General features: G+C 72.1%; 15 protein-coding genes. 12 read left to right on the top strand and 3 right to left on the bottom strand.

Going from position 1 to position 19147, the window contains the following annotated elements; translation table 11 throughout:
- Positions 1-133: 133 nt before the first annotated feature.
- Complete coding sequence (locus JKV81_RS05450) at positions 134-460, bottom strand: type 1 glutamine amidotransferase (RefSeq protein ID WP_307820489.1); 327 nt, start codon at positions 458-460, stop codon at positions 134-136.
- A gap of 510 nt (positions 461-970) precedes the next feature.
- Between JKV81_RS05450 and JKV81_RS05445 the strand changes: the two genes are divergently transcribed.
- Complete coding sequence (locus JKV81_RS05445; protein ID WP_202075029.1) at positions 971-1411, top strand: hypothetical protein; 441 nt, start codon at positions 971-973, stop codon at positions 1409-1411.
- Positions 1412-1683: 272 nt separating this feature from the next.
- Here JKV81_RS05445 and JKV81_RS05440 read toward each other — a convergent pair whose 3' ends face one another.
- A complete protein-coding gene (locus JKV81_RS05440; RefSeq protein ID WP_202075028.1) occupies positions 1684-2049 on the bottom strand; it encodes a hypothetical protein in 366 nt (121 codons plus the stop codon).
- Positions 2050-2240: 191 nt separating this feature from the next.
- Between JKV81_RS05440 and JKV81_RS05435 the strand changes: the two genes are divergently transcribed.
- The 6 genes from JKV81_RS05435 to JKV81_RS05410 all read left to right on the top strand — a co-directional run bounded on the left by JKV81_RS05435 (position 2241) and on the right by JKV81_RS05410 (position 10234).
- The gene (locus JKV81_RS05435; RefSeq protein WP_129266090.1) at positions 2241-3359 is read left to right on the top strand and encodes a LacI family DNA-binding transcriptional regulator; all 1119 of its coding nucleotides are present in this window, start codon (positions 2241-2243) and stop codon (positions 3357-3359) included.
- A gap of 55 nt (positions 3360-3414) precedes the next feature.
- Positions 3415-5025 carry an FAD-dependent oxidoreductase gene (locus JKV81_RS05430; protein ID WP_129266089.1) on the top strand — a complete coding sequence of 537 codons (1611 nt, stop codon included), beginning with the start codon at positions 3415-3417 and terminating at the stop codon, positions 5023-5025.
- 141 nt (positions 5026-5166) lie between these two features.
- A complete protein-coding gene (locus tag JKV81_RS05425) occupies positions 5167-7296 on the top strand; it encodes a hydantoinase/oxoprolinase family protein (protein ID WP_129266088.1) in 2130 nt (709 codons plus the stop codon).
- Positions 7293-7868 (top strand): hypothetical protein, encoded by a 576-nt coding sequence (locus tag JKV81_RS05420; protein WP_202075027.1) that lies wholly within the window; start codon positions 7293-7295, stop codon positions 7866-7868. Before JKV81_RS05425 ends, JKV81_RS05420 begins: the two co-directional genes overlap by 4 nt.
- A 4-nt stretch (positions 7869-7872) precedes the next feature.
- A complete protein-coding gene (locus JKV81_RS05415) occupies positions 7873-9153 on the top strand; it encodes a TRAP transporter large permease subunit (protein ID WP_124275276.1) in 1281 nt (426 codons plus the stop codon).
- 43 nt (positions 9154-9196) lie between these two features.
- Entirely contained in the window at positions 9197-10234 is a 1038-nt protein-coding gene (locus JKV81_RS05410; RefSeq protein WP_129266086.1) for a glycoside hydrolase family protein, read from the top strand.
- 78 nt (positions 10235-10312) lie between these two features.
- Here the strand turns inward: JKV81_RS05410 and JKV81_RS05405 are convergent, their stop codons facing one another.
- Entirely contained in the window at positions 10313-11245 is a 933-nt protein-coding gene (locus JKV81_RS05405; RefSeq protein ID WP_129266085.1) for an endo-beta-N-acetylglucosaminidase H, read from the bottom strand.
- A gap of 764 nt (positions 11246-12009) precedes the next feature.
- On the opposite strand from JKV81_RS05405, the gene JKV81_RS05400 reads away from it, so the two are divergent.
- The 5 genes from JKV81_RS05400 to JKV81_RS05380 all read left to right on the top strand — a co-directional run bounded on the left by JKV81_RS05400 (position 12010) and on the right by JKV81_RS05380 (position 19141).
- The gene (locus tag JKV81_RS05400) at positions 12010-14517 is read left to right on the top strand and encodes a sensor histidine kinase (RefSeq protein ID WP_129266084.1); all 2508 of its coding nucleotides are present in this window, start codon (positions 12010-12012) and stop codon (positions 14515-14517) included.
- Positions 14514-14915, top strand: a complete 402-nt coding sequence (locus JKV81_RS05395) for a roadblock/LC7 domain-containing protein (RefSeq protein WP_099176677.1) — start codon at positions 14514-14516, stop codon at positions 14913-14915. The genes JKV81_RS05400 and JKV81_RS05395 overlap by 4 nt, the downstream gene beginning before the upstream one ends.
- Positions 14916-14992: 77 nt before the next feature.
- On the top strand, positions 14993-16195 hold the full coding sequence (locus JKV81_RS05390) for an ABC transporter substrate-binding protein (RefSeq protein ID WP_129266083.1): 1203 nt from the start codon (positions 14993-14995) through the stop codon (positions 16193-16195).
- Between the two features lies 1 nt (position 16196).
- Positions 16197-18293 carry a branched-chain amino acid ABC transporter permease gene (locus tag JKV81_RS05385; RefSeq protein WP_202075026.1) on the top strand — a complete coding sequence of 699 codons (2097 nt, stop codon included), beginning with the start codon at positions 16197-16199 and terminating at the stop codon, positions 18291-18293.
- A complete protein-coding gene (locus JKV81_RS05380) occupies positions 18290-19141 on the top strand; it encodes an ABC transporter ATP-binding protein (RefSeq protein WP_202075025.1) in 852 nt (283 codons plus the stop codon). Before JKV81_RS05385 ends, JKV81_RS05380 begins: the two co-directional genes overlap by 4 nt.
- The last annotated feature ends 6 nt before the right edge of the window (positions 19142-19147 follow it).

Below are 19147 nucleotides of genomic sequence, written 5' to 3'. Positions count from 1 at the left end.
GAGCGCCTTGCGGCCTCATCTCGGAGTCCCGCGGCGAGCTGTTCTCGAAGCGCGAGTTTCCTCGCCTCCTCCACGGCTGTCCGCCGGCGGGACTCACACTCCCGTCGCTTGTGTTCACCGTTCGCTCTGTGCTTCACGTCTTCCACCGCAGGGTCGCGCCGGCGGGTGGATCCACCCTGTCGTCGTGCCGGTGCAGGACGCGCAGACGCTCGGGCAGTCCGGCGAACAGCGGGTCGTCGGGCGCGCCCGGAGCCGTACGCACCTCCCCCCAGCCGATCCGCGGGGCCTCGCCGGCACAAACCGTGCCGCCGCCCACCACGGCCAGGAGCCGCGCCCCCAGGCCCACCCCGAGAACCGGCACCTCCGCCTCCAGCGCGGCACGCGGCAGCGCCAGTTGGGCCGCGCGCGGGGCGAACGGCGAGGCGTCCTCGTACGCCGCTGCGGGCTCGCCCGTCACCACCAGCGCGGCAGTCCGGGGCGACGACGGAACCGGGTCTCCCGCCCATGTACGGCACACCCGCACCGGCAGTCCCGCCGCCTCCAACGCCGCCCAAAGGGCGTGCGGCCCCTCGTGGGGCGTGTGCTGGACGACCAGGACGCCTGCCGGCTCCTCCCGCGGCAGCAGCGGTCGCCCTTCGGTATCGCCGTACGGACGACCTGGTTCCGCCGGTGGCGCGATCGAAGCTGTGACGGACCGACCCACGGGCTACCACCTCCCCGGTGACCGTACCCGGGCGCACATCCCACATAAACGCACATGCGACCTGATTTGCTACGGATTCCAGGTCATGCCAAGTAACAGAGACTTTCCGCTTGCATCTGCTGCCGAATAACCAGCACATGCACAGCGACCGGATCGGGGAAGCCGTTGCCTTGCTCGGTGTCAGCGCCGACACGGTGGGACGACTGGTCGACAGCGGGAGATCACCGCCGAACGCAGGATCGCGGCCGGACAGGCTAGTTTGCTCGGATGAGTCTCCTTGATGATGTGGCCGAGCGTGACGGCTGGCGATGCTGGGTATGCGACGAAGCGGTCGATCCCGACGAGTCGGTGAACGACCCGCGGGGGCCCAGCGTCGACAGCCGGACTGCCGACCGGAAGGCCAAGATGGCCGAGCGGCTCGCACACCGTGGGTGCAACACCCGCAAAGGCGCCGTCAAGGTGGTCATCGCCTGGCCGGACCACCTGTACGTGGTGGAACCCGCGCCGCTGATCACCGTTGCCGGGCGGCTGGAGCGCAAGGGGGGCCGCGAGATGGTGGGCCGTTGTCCGACAAGGCGGGACGCCCAAGAGGCGGCGGATTGGCTGGTGGACCGCTTCGCCCGGCTGGTTCCGGGGCTGCCGGTGACCGCCGGCATCGAGCCGGGCGGCGGCCAGTTCCTCGTCACCCTGGCCATCGACCGCCGCTGACCGGGGATCACCGGCGCACCCTCGCGTCGAGCTGAACCGTCGGCTCGACCCCCCGACCCGAGGCGAGGACCGCGCGTTCAGCCTCACGTGCACGCGAACCCTGGGTAGCCTTCAGCGCCAACTGCCGCCCCGAGCCTCACGTCCGACGCCCCGTGTTGCCCCCTGGGAGAACACGGGAGAGAGCTCCCCGGCCGTAGCGACGGGAGGCCCTCGTACGGCCGGTCCGTCCCTGCGGTGACGCGGAGCGATCCCAGGGACATGGTGCGCTGTCGTTACGCCCGGTCCGTCAGATCCTCCGCGAAGACCTGCGACAGTGGCTGCGGGCCCACGTACTGCTGGCAGTTGCACTGCCCGGCCTCGTAGCGGAGGGGCTTCTTCTCCTCGTCCCAGGCCGTCGGCACCTCGACGCGCTCATGGCAGCGGCCGGCCTTGTCATGCTTGGCGAGGTGGTGCGTGCATCCACAGACGGGCTCCGGCGTCCTGTACGCCGCTTCGAGGGACAGGCGTTCCTGCTTCGTCTCCCGCATCAGCTCCATCCTGCGCTCGTGCCGGTTGCGCAGCGCGGTGCGGACGTTGTCCGCCGCCCATGCGAAGCCTCCCGTCCAGAACAGGATGAGCAGTACCCAGACCCAGTTCATCGCTTCTCCCCCTCCCAGCTCCCCCGGCGGTGCCGTCAGGATACGCCGGGTGCCTCGTCCGGCTCCGGGGCCGGCGTGCCGGATTCCCCGGCCACAAAGTTCTGTTCAACCTCTTGACCCACGTTCCCGACGCGCGCACAGTGCTCGTCAATGCGCATCACTAATACGCATTAACAGCTGGAGGAACAGTGGTGGAGGAACCCACGAAGCGGGCCAGGCGAGGCCGTGCGCCCGCACCGGCCGGGCGCACGGGGCGGCCGCGTCAGGCGGAGGTCGCACGGCTCGCGGGGGTCTCGCAGGCGACGGTCTCGCTGGTGCTGGGTGGGAAGCAGCAGGGCGCCGCCATCTCGCAGGAGACCCGGCAGAACGTGCTCGACGCCGCGGGCCGCCTCGGTTACGTACCGGATCCCGCGGCCCGCCGGCTGGCCGCCGCGCGCAACGACCTTCTCGGGGTCTTCAGCTTCACGGCCACCTTCCCCACCGACGTCCAGCACTCGTACTACCCGTTCCTCGTCGGCGTGGAGCGGGAAGCCGCCGCGCGCGGGTACGACCTGGTGCTCTTCACCGGGTCGAGCACCGGCGGCGCCGGTGCCGGCGGTCCGCACCCGCTGAACCGGGCGCGGCTGGCCGACGGTTGCCTCCTGCTCGGACGTCACGCCCCGGTGGACGAACTGCGCAGGCTGGTGGACGACGGGTTTCCCGTGGTCCACCTGGGCCGCAGAGACGAACCGGAGGGCCTGGCCTGGGTCGGCGCCGACTACGTCAGCTCCAGCCGCGAGGTCGTCGAGCGGCTGGCGTCGCTCGGGCACCGCCGCATCGTCCTGGTGCGCGAGGACGACGAGGCACCGGCCTCCACCGACCGTGAACAGGGATTCCTGGAGGGCCTCCGGGTGGCTGAACTCCCGGAGACGGAGGCGGTGTTCCGCAGCGCGGACCCCGCGCTCGACCTCACACCGGAGCGCCTGAGGCAGTGGCTGGCCGGCGGCGTCACCGCGTTCGTGGCCGAGGAGACCGACAGCGGCGGCGCCTGGCGGGCGCTGAGCACAGCTGTCCGCGAGGCCGGCCTGAAGGCTCCCCGCGACCTCTCCCTGGCATTGCTCGGCAGTCCCCCGCCGGACCTCGCCGACGCGCCGGAGCCCACGGGATTCGACATCCCGCGCGCGCAGTTGGGCGCGGAGGCCGTACGCCTGCTCGCCACGCTGGTCGCCGGGGAGGACGTCCCGGAGCGGCCGGTGGCACTGGTGGCCTGCACGTACCGGCCCGGCGCCACGGCGGGGCCGCCACCCGGCGCGCGCCCTGCCCCCGGCTGACCCGCGCCCCACAACGGGACCCGCACGGCACGATCCGTACCGCACAAGGAGAACTGTGATCCACGAACCGGACATCCTCATCGTCGGCGGCGGCCTGGGCGGCGTGGCCGCCGCGCTCGCCGCCTGCCGGGCCGGCCGGACCGTCGTCCTCACGGAGGAGACCGACTGGATCGGTGGCCAGCTCACCAGTCAGGCGGTCCCGCCGGACGAGCACCCCTGGGTGGAGCAGTTCGGCACGACCGCCACCTACCGGGCGCTGCGCGAGGGCATCCGGGACTACTACCGCCAGTGGTACCCGATGCGTTCCGAGGCGCTCGCGCTGACCGACCTCAACCCGGGGGCCGGCCGGGTCAGCAAGCTCTGCCACGAGCCACGTGTCGCCCTCGCCGTCCTGGAGGGCATGATCGCCCCGCACCGGACATCGGGGCGGCTGACTCTGCTCACCGAGCACCGGGCGGTCGCCGCCGAGTCGGACGACGATGTAATCGGCCCGGTCACTCTGGAGAACCTGCGCGACGGCTCCCGGTCCACGATCCGGGCGCGGTACGTCATCGACGCCACGGAGACCGGTGAACTCCTCGAACTCGGCGGCGTCGAGCACGCCGTCGGCGCCGAGTCGCGTGCCGAGTTCGGGGAGCCGCACGCCCCTGAAGAGGCACAGCCCCTCAACCAGCAGGGCATCACCGTCTGCTTCGCGCTCTCCCACCACGAGGGCGAGAACCACATCATCGACCGGCCCGCCGACTACGACTTCTGGCGCTCCTACCGGCCCGACTTCTGGCCGGGCCCGCTCCTCGGCTTCCTCGCCCCTGACCCCCGGTCGCTCGAGGCCGTTCCCCGCACGTTCGTCCCGAACCCGGAGATCGACCCCCTCGCCGTCAACGCCGACCAGAGCGCCGACGCGGGCGACAAGGAGCTGTGGGGCTTCCGCCGCATCCTCGCCCGCAGGATGCACAGGACCGGTGCCTTCGACTCCGACATCACCCTGGTCAACTGGCCGCTCAACGACTACTGGCTGAAGCCGCTGATCGGGGGCGGTCCGGAGACCTCGGCCCAGGCGATCGCGGAGGCCCGGCAGTTGTCGCTCTCGGTCCTCCACTGGCTCCAGACCGAGGCACCGCGCGAGGACGGCGGGACCGGCTTCCCCGGTCTGCGCCCGCGCCCCGACATCACGGGCACGGCCGACGGCCTCGCCAAGGCGCCGTACGTCCGGGAGTCGCGACGGATCAAGGCCGTCACGACCGTCACCGAACAGGACGTCGCCATCGATGTCGTCGGACCCTACGGACGGACCGCGTACCGGGACTCGGTGGGCGTCGGCAACTACCGCATCGACCTGCACCCTTCCACCGGAGGCGACAACTACGTCGACATCGGCTCGGTGCCCTTCGAGATACCGCTCGGCGCGCTCGTGCCGCGCCGGGTCCGCAATCTCCTCCCCGCGGGCAAGAACATCGGCACCACCCACATCACCAACGGCTGCTACCGGCTCCACCCGGTCGAATGGAACATCGGCGAGGTCGCCGGCGCACTGGCCGCGCACTGCGTCTCCGAGGGCGTCGACCCCCACCAGGTACAGGCCGACGACAAGCGGTTCGGGGAGTTCGCCCAAGTGCTCGACTCGAACGGGGTCCAGCGCCACTGGCCCGACGTACGCGGTTACTGAGAGCGGCAGTCCCTGAGGGCAACGGCGCCCGGCACCACCCCGAACGACGCTCCACCTCACGGAAACGCCGGGTGGGACAGCTCCACCTGTCCCACCCGGCCCGCCCGCGCACTGCCCACCCGCACAAGGAGGTGCCCAACCATGACCACCCACCGCATCCGCATCGGCATCGACGTGGGCGGAACCTTCACCGACGCCGTGGCGGTAGACGCCACGACCCTGGAACTCCTGGGACAGGTGAAGGTCCCCACCAGCCACCATCACGAGGACGGCGTGGCCCACGGCATCGTGGAAGCACTCGACCGTCTGCTGGAGGAGACCGGCCGTGCCGCCGAGGACGTCGCGTTCCTCGCGCACGGCACGACCCAGGCTACCAACGCCCTGCTGGAGGGCGATGTCGCCACCGTAGGACTGATCGGGATCGGTGGCGGCCCGGCCGCCGCGCTCACCCGCCGGCTCGCCTCACTCGGCAAGCTCCGGCTCACCCCGGGCAAGACACTTCCGCTCGTCTACGCCCATGTCGGCGACCCCGACGACACGGCGTCCGTCCGCCGCGCCGCCGACGGCCTGGCCCAGGACGGCGCCCAGGTGCTCGTCGCCACCGAGCCGTTCAGCGTGGACCGGCCGGAGGGCGAGAAGGCCGTCGTGGAGGCCGCCCGCTCCACCGGGCTGCCGCTCACCGCCGCCCACGAGATCACCTCCCTCTACGGGCTGCACAAACGCACCCGTACCGCCGTGGTCAACGCGGCGATCCTGCCGCGCATGCTCGCCACCGCCGATCTCGTCGACGCCTCGATCACCAAGGCAGGGGTCTCGTCCCCGCTGATGGTCATGCGCTGCGACGGCGGGGTGATGTCGCTGGACGAGATGCGAAGCAGGCCGCTGCTGACGGTCCTCTCGGGGCCGGCCGCCGGTGTCGCGGGCGCGCTGATGCAGGAACGGATCAGCGAGGGCGTGTTCCTGGAGACCGGCGGCACCTCCACCGACATCAGCGTCGTGCGCCGCGGCAAGGTGGCTGTACGGCACGCGACGATCCTCGGCAAGAAGTCCTACCTCAACGCCCTGGACGTACGCACCGTCGGTGTCGGCGGCGGTTCCATGGTGCGGATCGGCGGCGGCAAGGTCACCGGGGTCGGACCCCGCAGTGCCCATATCGCAGGCCTGCCCTACGCGTGTTACGCGTCGGCGGAGGATCTGCGCGACGCGACGCTGCGCACCGTCAGGCCGATGGCCGGCGACCCGGCGGACTACGCCGTCATCGAGGCGGCGGGCGGACGCTTCGCGCTCACCATGACCTGTGCGGCCAACGCACTGGGCCGGGTGCCCGAGGGCGACTTCGCCCGCAGCGACCAGGAGGTCGCGAAGGCGGCCCTCGCCCCGCTCGCCGAGGCTCTCGGAGTGGACACCGCCACCGCCGCGACGCGGCTCCTCGACGCGGGAACGGCGCAGGTCGGAGCCGTCGTCGACACGATGATGAGTGATTACCGCCTGGACGGGGACACCGCCGTGCTCGTCGGTGGCGGAGGTGGGGCCGCGTCCGTCACCCCGCACCTCGCGGCGACCAGTGGCCTGGAGGGGCGCATCGCCCGGCACAGCGAGGTGATCAGTCCCATCGGGGTCGCGCTCGCCCTGGTGCGCGAGCAGATCGAGCGGATCATCCCGGGTGCGGGACAGGAACAGATCCTCGCCGTACGGGCCGAGGCGGAGGCCGCCGTCGTCGCACAGGGCGCGGCGGCCGACGGGGTCGAGGTCGAGGTCATCGTCGACCCGCAGACGAGCACCGTACGGGCCGTGGCCACCGGCGCCACCGAACTGCGCACCCAGGACCGGGCGCACCGCGCGGACGAGGAGGAGCGGCTGCGCACGGCGGCGGCCAGCCTCAGGACCGACCCGTCGGGGGTCACGGTCCTCGCCGGGACCCCGGCCCACACGGTGTACGGGGCGGAGGTCCGGCGCACCCTGCGTGCCACCCGGCACCCGGTGCGCGTCGTCGACGCCGACGGGGTGATCCGGCTGCACCTCTCCGACGCACGGGTGGAGACCACCCGGGTGGCCGAGGCGCCCGAGGTGCTGGCCCGGCTGGTGCGGGAGACCACGTCGTACGGGGACGGTGGGGTCCGTGCCCCGGCGGTGCGGCTGCTGCTCGGTTCCCGGATCGCGGACCTGTCCGGCGTGCTGGACCCGGAGCCGCTGCTCGCGCTCGCCCGCAGCGAGCTGAACTCCCGTGCCGCCGACGAACCGGTCGTCGCGGTGCTGGAGGCACGCATATGAGCTCGCCACCGGCGGCCTCGTGGGAGACCCGCGACGACCTCGGGTTCGCGGTGCGGCTGCTGTCCGAGATCCCCGTCCACGAGGGCCGCGACCCGGAGCTGCTGCGCCACTGGGCGCGTACGGCCGGGGCATTCGGCGCGGCGCTGGCACCCGTACCGTGCCGGGCGAGGGTCACCGAGCGCGCCGACGGTCTGGAGCGCGGCCTGCTGGCCCGCTACGTCTCGCGGCCCACGCCGACCGTGGAGCTCTACACCGACACGCTCGCGGCGGCCGAGGAGCTGATCGACGCGCGGGGCTGGCGGCACTGGTATCCGCCCGGCTCGGTCCGCGAAGCGGCCCTCGCCCACGAGGCCGTGCACGAGCAGCTCCACCACGGCCCGGCGAAGGGCGCGCTGAAGCGGGCCCTGGGCCATCTCGTCCTGCGCGCGGGCCGGTTCCGGCTGTACGGACATGTGGCGGGCGCCGAGGAGATCGCCGCCCACGCCTACGCCCGTACCGTCTGCGGACTCGGCCGCAGCCCCCTGCACCTCACGGCCGCGCTCGCCGACGCCGTGACCCAGAGAGAGAAGTAGCGTCATGGGCGTAGTCATCCTGATCGTCATGGCGGCCGGTGTCGCCGCGATGCTCACCCGCAAACTCCCCACCGCTTTCGCCCTCGTCCTGCTGGGCGTCGTCATCGCGTTCGTCGCCGGCGCACCGCTGACCGGCAAGGAGAGTGTCCTGGACACGGTCCTCCAGGAGGGTGCTCCGATGCTCGCCTCCACGATGATCGCTGTCCTGCTCGGATCGTGGCTCGGCAAGCTCCTCGACGAGACCGGGATCGCGGGCACCATCGTCCGCAAGATCGTGGAGTTCGGCGGCGACCGGCCCACGGTCGTGGCACTCGGCGTCCTCGCGGTGTCCGCGCTGATCGGCACGGTGACGGGTTCGGCGCCTGCCGCGATGCTCGCCGGCATCATCGGCATCCCGGCGATGGTGGCCGTGGGCATCCCGAAGGTCACCGCCGCGGGCACCATCCTGATGGGCATCGCCGTGGGCGTCCCCTTCGAACTGCCCATCTGGCAGTTCTTCTCCACCGCCCTGGACCTGCCCGTACCGACGGTGCGAGGCTTCATGGTGAAGCTCTTCCCGCTGGCGCTGGTCGCCGCCGTCGCCTTCGTGCTGATCGAGTCCCGCCGCCGGGGGGTGGAGCATACCTGGTCGCTCAAGACGGCCGCCGACAAGCCGCGTTCGCGCCGTGAGCGACTCGGCGACGCACCCTGGTACGCCCTGCTCACCCCGGCCGTGCCGTTGGTCCTGGCTCTCGGTCTCGACGTGGCCATCATCCCGTCGCTGCTGGCAGGCGTGGTCTACGCCCTGGTCACCACGACGCGGCCACGCGAGATGAACAAGCGGCTGCTGCGCACCCTCTACGGCGGGTTCGAGGTCGCCGCGCCGCCCATCGCGCTGTTCATCGCCATCGGCATCCTGCTCGCGGCGGTGAAGCTGCCCGGCGCGATCGACGCGCTCGAACCCCTGGTGAAGGCCGTCAGTCCGCAGAACCCGGTGCTGTTCGTCCTGGTCTTCACCCTGCTGGTGCCGCTGTGCCTCTACCGCGGCCCGCTGAACGTCTACGGCCTCGGCGCGGGCATCGCCGGAGTCCTCATCGCGGCCGGCATCTACCCCGCGGTCGCGGTGCTCGGCCTCGCCGCCTCGTACAACCAGGTCTTCGGGGTCTCCGATCCGACGAGCACCCAGACCGTGTGGAGCGCCCAGTACGCGGGCGTCGGCCCGCAGCAGGTCATGGTGCGGACCCTGCCCTACGTCTGGGCCGTCGCACTCGGCGGGTTCTGCGTCACCGCCGCCGCCCACCTCTGAGCACGCACTCTCCGAACATCCACTTCCGGGACGGAGTACAGACATGAACGAGCACCACGACACGCCGCAACAGAGCCCCGAAAGCCCCTCGTTCCTCTCGCGACGCGTCTTCCTGCGCGGGGCGGCGGCCACCGGCACCGCCCTCGTGGTCGGTGCCGCGACGACCGGCCCCGCCGCCGCGGGACCGGGCGGTTTCCCCGACTACACGTACGTCAGGACCCTGCTGAAGCCCTCGGACCTCGCGTACAACCCGACCGGCGAGATCATCTTCCCGTGCGTACGGGGCACGGTGGGCCGGATCTCCTCGGCGCTCGGCCGCTTCCACCTCTACTACGCGCCGCACGACGCCCCCGGCGGAATCTGCCTGGCCTACGGCGACTCCCTGGAGGGGCCGTTCACCGAGTACGCGGGCAACCCGATCGTCACCAACGACTGGCAGCCGCACTACAAGGTCAGCCACGTCTCCTCGCCGCATGTGCTGTGGAACGAGGACGAGAAGGAGATGTGGCTGTACTTCCACGGCGAGAACACCACCACCCGGCTCGCCCGCTCCAAGGACGGCGTCGACTTCACGTACGACAAGGTCGTGCTCTCCACCTCGATGCTGCCCGCGGGGTCGACCGAGACGTCCTACGCCCGGGTGTTCCGGCATGACCTGCCCGCCCGCGGCGCCCGGTACGTGATGCTCTTCATGCTGAACAACACCACCGATCACCGTGACATCGCCTGGGGCTGGTCGCCCGACGGCCGCGACTGGGCCTTCGCCCAGGAGCCGCTGATCCGGCACTCCGACGTGGGCGCGGTGAACGTCGGCGGGCCGCACCTGCTGACCCGGGGCGGCAGCGCGTACGTCGTCTACAACAAGGACAAGGCGAGCGGCGGCGATCTGATGATCACCGAGGTGGGTACGGACTTCTCCCGCCGCGACCACCTGGGCGTGTTCCACGACTCGATGGACGGCGCCCCGGACAACGGCCGTACGGCGTCGCCGAGTTTCGGTACTGAGAACGGGGTGCCGTACATGATCTACGAAGCGGGTGAGCGGCTCCAGGGGGCGATCGCGCTGGCTCGTGGGAAGTGAGCCAGGACGCCGGCCGGGCGGCCCGTCTCCTGCACGGGCCGCCCGGATCAGGCCCACCCTCCGGGGCGTCGGGCCGCCTTACGGCGTGTACTCGGCGTCGCTGCCGTACAGCTCCCTGGTGAACGCGGAGACGTCGGCGCTGCGGTCGGCGCCGTCGAGGTTGTACGTCAGATAGACGCCGTACCCCTCGCTGACGGTGCGGCGGGCGAAGTCGGCGGCCGTGCTCTGCGAGGTCCGGCCGATCTCGACCGCCGCCGGCGACAGCTTCGACTTGGGCAGTGCCATGCCGGGGACCTGCCAGGTGCCGTAGTACGGGTTCCAGGCGTAGTCGAACGCGGAGGAGACGTCCACGCCGCCGTAGGAGAGCCGGGACGCGGCCGGGCCGATGTTGTAGAGGCTGATGATCTTGTCCGGCATGTTCGCGCGCAGCGCGGTGACCAGGTGCACGAACGAGCTGTCGTTGGGCTGCCCCGTGCCGTTGGCGCCGTACTCGGCGTACTCGTCGTCGAAGTCGATGCCGTCGAGGCCGTACTCGGCCACGGTGTCCGACAGCTGTTTCGCGAACGCCGAAGCCGCCTGCTCGGTCGGGAAGTTGGCGAAGCCCGCGCCCTGGTGGTTGCCGAGCACCGAGAGGACGACCTTGATGCCCTTCTGCTGCAACGGCCGTATCTCCGTGGCGGCGTTGTCGAGGACGCGCTGCACGTTCTCGTTGAAGGAGAGATACGCCGCCTTCGTGCCCGTGTCGTAGTTGATGTTCGCCGCGAAGATCACGGCGATGTCGAAGGCGTTGCCGCCGTCGGCGAGCGTGTACTTGCCGACGTTGAGGATGCTGTTGTTGTTCACCTCGACGTACGCCACCGAGGTCGGCCCCTGTTTCGCGGAAACGGGGGCCGGAGCGGGAGCGGGGGCCGCCGCCGCACCGGCCGTGGCGGTCGTACCGAAGGCGAGTGCCGCGACGGCCGCGAGCGCGAGCGAGGCTGTGCGTATTCTGCGCCGTACCGGAGTGAACATCGTTGATCGGTCTCCCCTCGCATGGGTCGGCGCCCGACCTGTTCGAGAACGCCGAGTCAGCCTCCCGAGGCTTCCGCACCCGTGAGCGAGCCCCGGGAGCCTTGCCTGAACTCTCACGTTTCCTCCGCATGTCCCTCGCCCGGGCGAGGGGCCCGTCGGCTTGCCCGGGGCGGCGGTGAGGTGAACGGGTGTTCTCCCGCGGCTGAATCTTCAGGGCTGCGACGGGCCGGGGCGGCAACAGCGGAACCCCCGTGCGGCGGCGGACCGATCTGCGCGAACCACCCGCCCGGGGCGACCCGCGACGCGGCACGCGGTACGGCCCTGCGCGCCGCCGCGTCCGCCTCGGTCGTCGACACGACCCCGTGGGTCTGCGCCGCCCGCACCGGTGTCTGCCCGGTCGTCGTCGGCGACACCGCTGTCCAGCGCGACGGCAGTCACCTCTCGGAGGCGTACGCCGAGGCCCTCGCCCCCGGTGCCGACAGCGTCGCTGGACGCCTCGACCCGTCGGTTGTGACCGGATTGGACCGTTCCTCGACTCTTTGAGTCCACACAACTTTTGAACATGTACCTGTCCGTAACTACGTCCTACCGCATAGGATCATGCCGCGTCACAGGGCCCCCTTGTCCCCCACCCGCCCCATCTGTCCCATCCACAGTGGTGCAGACGATGTGGCGACGTTGCCCCCCACCTCCCACTACCCGTTAACAGGTATCTGCGTGTTACCGATACTCAGCACCGGCTCCTCCGACCAGGGAGCCGCGCAGTGAAAATCAACCGACGTCTCGTCCTCCTCGTCACCGCGCCTCTCACGGTGGCCGTCACCTTCGCGATCCTTGCCCTCGCCCCCGCGACCAACCAGGCGCTCCAGGCGAACAGGCTGACCGCGATGGTCGAAGCCGCGGGCAGCGCGGGCCAGTTGACCCACCAGCTCCAGCGCGAGCGTGCGGCGGCGACCGCCTTCGTGTCCCGGCAGACCGACGCGGACACCTTCCGCTCGCGTGCCGACGCGACCGACCGGAGCATCGCGGACTTCCGCGAGCGGGTCGGGCACCTCTCCGAGGTCCCCGGCACCGCGCGGAACGCCCTGGACCGCATCGAGCGCTTCATCGACGAGATGCCCGCGCTGCGCGCACAGGTCCGGTCGGGAAGCAGCACCATCTCCGCGCTGGCCTTCGGCTACCGGATCGTGATCGCCGACCTCAACGGCTACCGCGACGGCATCGCGCAGGCGGACGGTGTCGACGCCGACATCGCCGACCGGATCCGCGCCGCCGCCGCCCTGTCGGAGGCGTCCGAGCACACGGCTCAGCAGCAGGTCACGGTGATGCGGGCGCAGGCCGCGGGCGGCTTCACGACCGCCTCGCAGCGGACGTTCGACGCCGCCCGGCTGGGTTACACCGAGTCGATCGGCGTCATGTTCGACCTGGGGCCCGGCGAATGGCGGACCTGGCTGGAGCGCACCCTCTCCGGGGACAGGGCGCTGGAGGCCAGAAAGCTCGAGGACGAGATCGGCCGTACGGGCGCCGGCAAGGACCTCGCCGTGACCCCGAAGGAGTGGCAGGCCGCCTCCGACAACCGCCAGGCGCTGCTGCGTTCGGTGGGTGAACGCGTCGACCAGGCCGTCCTGGCGATGGTCTCCGACGCGCGCACCACCCTCATGTGGACCGCGGGGGCCGAGGTCGCCCTGGTGGTGCTGACCCTGGTCGTCGCCGTCGTCGTCGCGATCCGCCTGGGGCGCGTCATGATCCGGCGGCTGCGTGACCTGCGCAACGCCGCGCACACCGTCGCCCACACGGGGCTCCCCGCCGTGATGAACGAACTGTCCCAGCCCGGCGCGCTGCGGGGTGCGACACCTGAGCAGGTCGCCCTGCGGACGGGCGACCCGGTCGGGACGACGGGCCAGGACGAGATCGGCGAGGTCGGTGAGGCGTTCAACGCCGTCCACCACGAAGCCGTCCGGCTCGCCGCCCAACAGGCATACGCCCATGAGCAGTTCGCCGAGACCCTCGTCGGTGTCGCCCGCCGGGGCGCCCGGCTGACCGCGGTCATGGTCTCCGAGCTGGACGCGGTGCAGCGCGACGAGGCCGACCCGGCGCGGATGAAGACCCTGTTCGCGCTGGACCACCTCGCCGTCCGTATGGAGCGCAACACCAACAACCTGCTGGTGCTGGGCGGTTACGGGAACGCGCGGGTGCGCTCGGCCGATGTCGCCTGCTCCACCGTCATCGTGGCGGCGGCCCAGCAGATCGAGCGCTTCGACCGTGTCTCGCTCGGCGTGATCGAGTCCGGGATCGGCATCACCGCCCGTGCGGTGCACGACGTGGCGCACATCCTGGCGGAGCTCCTCGACAACGCGACCAGGTACTCGCCTCCCGACAAACAGGTCGGGGTCGCGGTGTGGCGGCTGTGGGACCGGGCCGTCGTGCAGATCGTCGACGAGGGGGTGGGCATCCCCGCGGAGCGCCGCGCCGCCCACAACGCCGCACTGCTCGAACCGCAGACAGGCATCGGCGACGTACGGTCCATGGGCCTGCATGTGGTGGCACGGCTCGCCGCGCGCCATGGCATCGTTGTCGAGCTCCGCGACTCGTCCGGCCCCGGCACGATCGCCGAGGTCACGCTGCCCGCGAAGGTGCTGGCCCTGGCTCCGCGGGAGGAGACGCCCCGCCCGCAGGACACGGCCGGCGAGGACCACACCGGCGGTGCCCGCTACGAGGTGCCGGGCCCGGTCGCACGGCCGGGACAGCCCGTCCGGCGGCTGCCGACCGGGGCTGGCGGGCGCCCCGGCGTCCCCGCAGCGGCCGCCGGGGCGGGCGGTGCCCGGGCCGGCGACTACCGGCCGGGCCGGACGGACGCACCCCTGGGCGCGGACCGGAACGGCGCCGACGCGGGTGCGGACGGCCGGAGTGAAGACGACCGGCGCACACCGCCCGCAGAGCACGGATCGGGCGCCGGCCCGCGCGGACGGGAGCACGGCGCCACGCCCGCGCCGCACCCCGTGCACGAGGAGCCGGCTTCGCGTATCGCCGGGGTCAGTTCCGCCGGGCTGCCGCTGCGGCAGCGCGGCACGCCCCAGCAGTGGCCCACGGCGGGCCGACGGGACGGCGGCGAACGGCGCCCCGGCCCCACCGCACCACGGCCTTCGCCCCGCCGCCGGGACTCCCGGCAGGTCTCCGACGTCCTGGCTGCGTACGCCCAGGGGATCAACAGGAGCACGAACCACCGTGGCCGCTCCACCACAGACGACGACACCGAACGGACCAAGAAATGACCTCTCCCACCGACCTGAGCTGGATCCTGAGCGACTTCGCCGGACGCGTACCGGAAGTCACCCAGGCGATAGCCGTGTCCGTGGACGGACTCGCGCTGGCCTACACCGGTGTGGAGCGTGACGACGCCGAGCGGCTGGCCGCCATCGCCTCCGGCGTCGTCAATCTGCTCTCCGCAGCGGCCCAGTTGACGAACACCGACCCCGTCGAGCACAGCCTGACCGCGATGGAGGGCGGCTACATGTTCTCGATGGCCGTCTCCAGCGGCGCCTCGCTCCTGGTGACGACCACCAGGGACGCGGACATCGGCGAGGTCAGCTACATGATGTCCGAGCTGATCAACCAGGTCGGTGACGCACTGTCCCCCCAGGTCCGCGAAGCCGGCCTGCCGTCCGCCTGACCGCGGGGCCTCCCCGGCCCCCTCCGCCCCCGACCCGACACCCGACGCCCGACGCCGACACTCCTGATGAGAGCCTCATGTTCTTCGACATACCCCGCCCCCGCCGCCGGTTCCGTCCGGTCGGCGCCGCCGCCCTCGCCCTCGGTCTGGCCGCCGTCACCGGTTGCAGCAGTGACAGCGGATCCGGCGGCGACGACACCGTGAAGATCGGCCTGGTCGCCTCCCTCTCGGGCACGTACGAGCCGGTCGGCACCGAGCTGCGCACCGGCTTCGAGCTGTATCTGGACACCCATGACAACAAGCTCGGCGGGCGCAAGGCCGAGCTCGTCGTCGCGGACGAGGGCGACGGCCCGCCGACCGCTCTGCCCGCGGCCACCAAGCTGGTCAAGAAGGACAAGGTCGACGTGCTGACGGGCCTCGTCAGCGGCGGATCGGTCAACGCGGTGCTCCCGCTGGTCGAGCAGGCCAAGATCCCCTTCCTGGGGTCGAACGCCCGGCCGCCGGTGAAGGACATCGAGTACGTGTGGACGACGAGCTTCCTGTCCGACGAACCGGGCAAGGCCATCGCCCCGTACGTCAAGGAGAAGGTCGACGGCCCGGTCTATGCGATCGGCCCCGACTACCAGGGCGGTTACGACGAACTGCGCGGCTTCACCGAGGAGTTCAAGCGGGTCAAGGGCAAGCTGGCCAACCCCGGCGGGAAGACGACCTGGACGCCGTTCCCGAAGACCACCAACTTCATGCCGTACTTCGCCGAGATCGCCAAGACGGACGCCAAGGCGGTGTACTGCTTCTACGCCGGCAAGGCCGCGATCGACTTCGCCAAGCAGTACGCCCAGTCCGACATCGCCGATCTGCCGCTGTACACGGCCTTCGTCACCGAGGGCAGCGTGCTCCAGGCGCAGGGCGACGCGGCGAAGGGCATCTACTCGGTCCTGAACTACGCGGCCGACCTCGACAACGAGGCCAACCGCACGTTCGCCGCCGACTGGACCGCCGAGCACGACACCCAGCCCACCACGTACGCGATGGCGTCGTACGACGCGGCCGCCGTGCTGGACAAGGCCATCGCCGACGCGGCGAAGAAGGGCGACGTGACCCCGCAGACCATCAACAAGGCCATCGAGGGTCTGGGGCAGATCGACAGCCCGCGCGGCGCCTGGGAGTTCAGCGACAAGGCGCACGCGCCGGTGCAGACCTGGTACCTGCGCCAGGTGCGGCCGGACGGGTCCCAGCTGGCCAACGTCATGGTCCAGGACCTGGCGACGCTCGGCAGCTGACATGGATCTCCTCGACGCCCACCTCGTACCGGCGGTGGACGGGGTGGCCTTCGGGCTGCTGCTGTTCGTGGTCGCCGCCGGTCTGAGCCTCGCCTTCGGCACCGCGGGCGTACTGAATCTGTCGCACGGCATGCTGTACGCGATCGGCGCCTACACGGGGGCCGCGCTCAGCGACGGCACCTGGGGCGGCCTCGCCCTCGGCCTGGCCGCCGGGACCGCCGCGGCGTGCGCGGCCGGGGCGGGGCTGTCCGCGGCGACGGCTCCCCTCGCGCGGCGCGGGCATCTCGCCCAGGCCCTGCTGACGTTCGGGCTCGCCCTGGTCGGCGGCGATCTGCTCATCCAGCTCTTCGGCGCGGACGAACTCCCCGTACGCGTCCCGGAGGCGCTGGACTCCTCGGTGCGGCTGCTGGGCCACCGGTACCCCGCGTACCGGCTGTGCTTCATCGTGATGGCCGTGCTGCTCGCCGCGTTCGGGACCTGGGTGCTGACCCGTACCCGTATGGGCGCCGCGGTGCGCGCCGCCGCCGACGATCCGCAGATGCTGGCGACCACCGGCCACAGCCCCCGGGCCGTGCACACCGGCGTGCTCGCGGCGGCGGGCGCGCTGGCCGGGGCGGCGGGGGTGCTGGGGGCACCGATCATCGGGCCGGGGCCGGGCACGTCCGAGAACGTGCTGATGCTGTCCCTCGTGGTGGTCGTCCTGGGCGGGCTGCGCTCGCTGTGGGCGACCCTCGCGGCGGCCGTCGCCGTGGGCGAGGTGCAGACGCTGGGTGTCTCGCTGGTGCCGGACCTCGCGCCGTACCTGCTCTTCGCCGCGATGGCGGCGGTGCTGGTGCTGCGCTCCCGCTTCGCGGAACCGGCCGCCGCGCACGGCCCGGAGGGCCCGCCCCCCGACCCGGTGGCCCGCCTGCGCCGCCACCTCGCGGCACGGCTGCGCCGGAGGCCGGGCGCGGCGGTGGCGGCTACCGCAGGTGATTCGGCAGGGAGTTCGGCACTTCTCCGGGCCAGCAGCAGGCGCGAGGGGGCCGGGTACCCGTCGATCTCCCTTCCGTTTTCGCTTCCCCGTCCGCGTGGAGCCGCCCGGCGTGCCGCGCCGCTGCTCGTCCTCCTCGCGGTGCTGGCCGCGCTGCCGTGGGTGCTCGACGCGTACACCCTCTCGCTGGCCGGTTCCGCCCTGGCGCTGGGACTGCTCGCCGTCAGCGTCACCGTCCTCACCGGCTACGCGGGCCTGCCGACCCTGGGGCAGACCGCGCCGTTCGCGGTCGGCGCGTACGCCACGGCGAATCTCGCGCAGGCCGGGTGGACCATGGGCCCGGTCCAGATCGCCCTCTCGGCGCTCGCGGCCGCGCTCTTCTCCGCCCTCACGGGCCCGGCCGTGATCCGGGCCCGGGGCACCACCGTGCTGATGATCACGCTCGCCGTCGGGGAGCTGACCGGCGCGGTCGTCAACCGGCTGAAGTCCGTCACCGGAGGCGCCGACGGTCTGGTGGGCTTCCCTGCCACGCAGGCGCTGTGGGGCGGGGAGGGGATGTTCGAGGAGAGCGAGCTCTACACCTTCGCGCTCGTCGTCGCCGCCGTCGCCGTCGCCGTCACCCTGCTCGTGCTGCGCTCCCCGGCGGGGAAGCTGCTGACCGGCACCCGGGGTGCCGAGGCGCGGATGCGCGCCTCCGGGCACCCGGTGGGACGCTATCTGCTGGTGGCGCACATCTGTGCCGGTGCGCTGGCCGGCGTGGGCGGCTCGCTGATGGTCACCGTCCAGCAGTACCTCTCCCCCGCCGACGTCGGCTTCGAGATCGCCGCGTTCGCACTGCTGGCGGCCGTCATCGGCGGCACCACGTCCGTGATCGGCGCCCTGATGGGCGCCGGGCTCATCGTCGTCACCCGGGACTGGGTCGCCGGATCGTGGCCCGGCCACGGGCCGCTGCTGCTCGGGGTGCTGTTCGTGGCCGCGGTGTACCTGCTGCCCCGGGGTCTGGCCGGACTGCGCGGCGGCTCCGCCCGGAGCGGACCGGAGCCCGGCCTGCCACGGCCGGGCGAGCAGCACCCGCCCGCGCCCGACCCGACCCCCGCCGGCCCCGCCGGGAAGGTTTCCCCTTGACACCCCCTTCGACGCCCGCACCGAACGCCGCCTCGGCGCCCCCGCTGCTGGACCTCACCCGTCTCACCCGCAGATACGGCAGCCTCACGGCCGTCGACGACGTCGGCCTGCGGCTCCCGCCCGGTGCCCGGCACGCCGTCATCGGGCCCAACGGGGCCGGCAAGACCACCCTGCTCAACCTCATCGCGGGCACCGACCGGCCCGACCACGGGACGATCGCGCTGGACGGTGCGGACATCACCCGTACGGCCACGGCCAGGCGCAGCCGGCTCGGTATCGCGCGGAGCTTCCAACAGCCCTCGGTGATATCCGAGTTGTCGGTCCTGGACAACGTCGTACTGGCCGGGTGGCCGCACCATCCGAAGCGCCGTGGCGCCTGGCGCAGGCCGTCCCGCCACCGGCTGCACGCCGAGTCCGCGCGCGGTCATCTGGAGACGGTCGGCCTCGCCGACCTGGCCCACCGGCCGGCCTCCACGCTCTCCCACGGGCAGCGGCGCATGCTCGACCTCGCCGCCGCGCTGGCGGGGAACCCGCGTCTGCTGCTCCTGGACGAGCCGGCGGCCGGTCTGACCGACGGTGACATCGGGCGGCTGCTCGGTATTCTCGGCGGCCTTCCGGACAGCGTCGCGATCATCCTGGTCGAGCACCATGTCGAGGTGGTCGCCGATTTCGCCACGGATGTGACCGTGTTGGCGGCCGGCCGGGTGCTCGTCACCGCGCCGACGCGGGAGGCCCTCGCCCACCCCGATGTCCGCGACGCGTACCACGACCCGGGTACGACGGCGCGGAGCGGCTCCTCGGACCGGCCCACCCCCGAAGCGACCGAAGCGACCGAGGCGAGAGGATGACCGGCC

The organism is Streptomyces silvae (genome assembly GCF_016745505.1).
Classification (GTDB): domain Bacteria; phylum Actinomycetota; class Actinomycetes; order Streptomycetales; family Streptomycetaceae; genus Streptomyces; species Streptomyces silvae.
The sequence above is the reverse complement of the archived record's forward strand: the minus strand, read 5'-3'. Positions and strand labels throughout refer to the sequence as shown.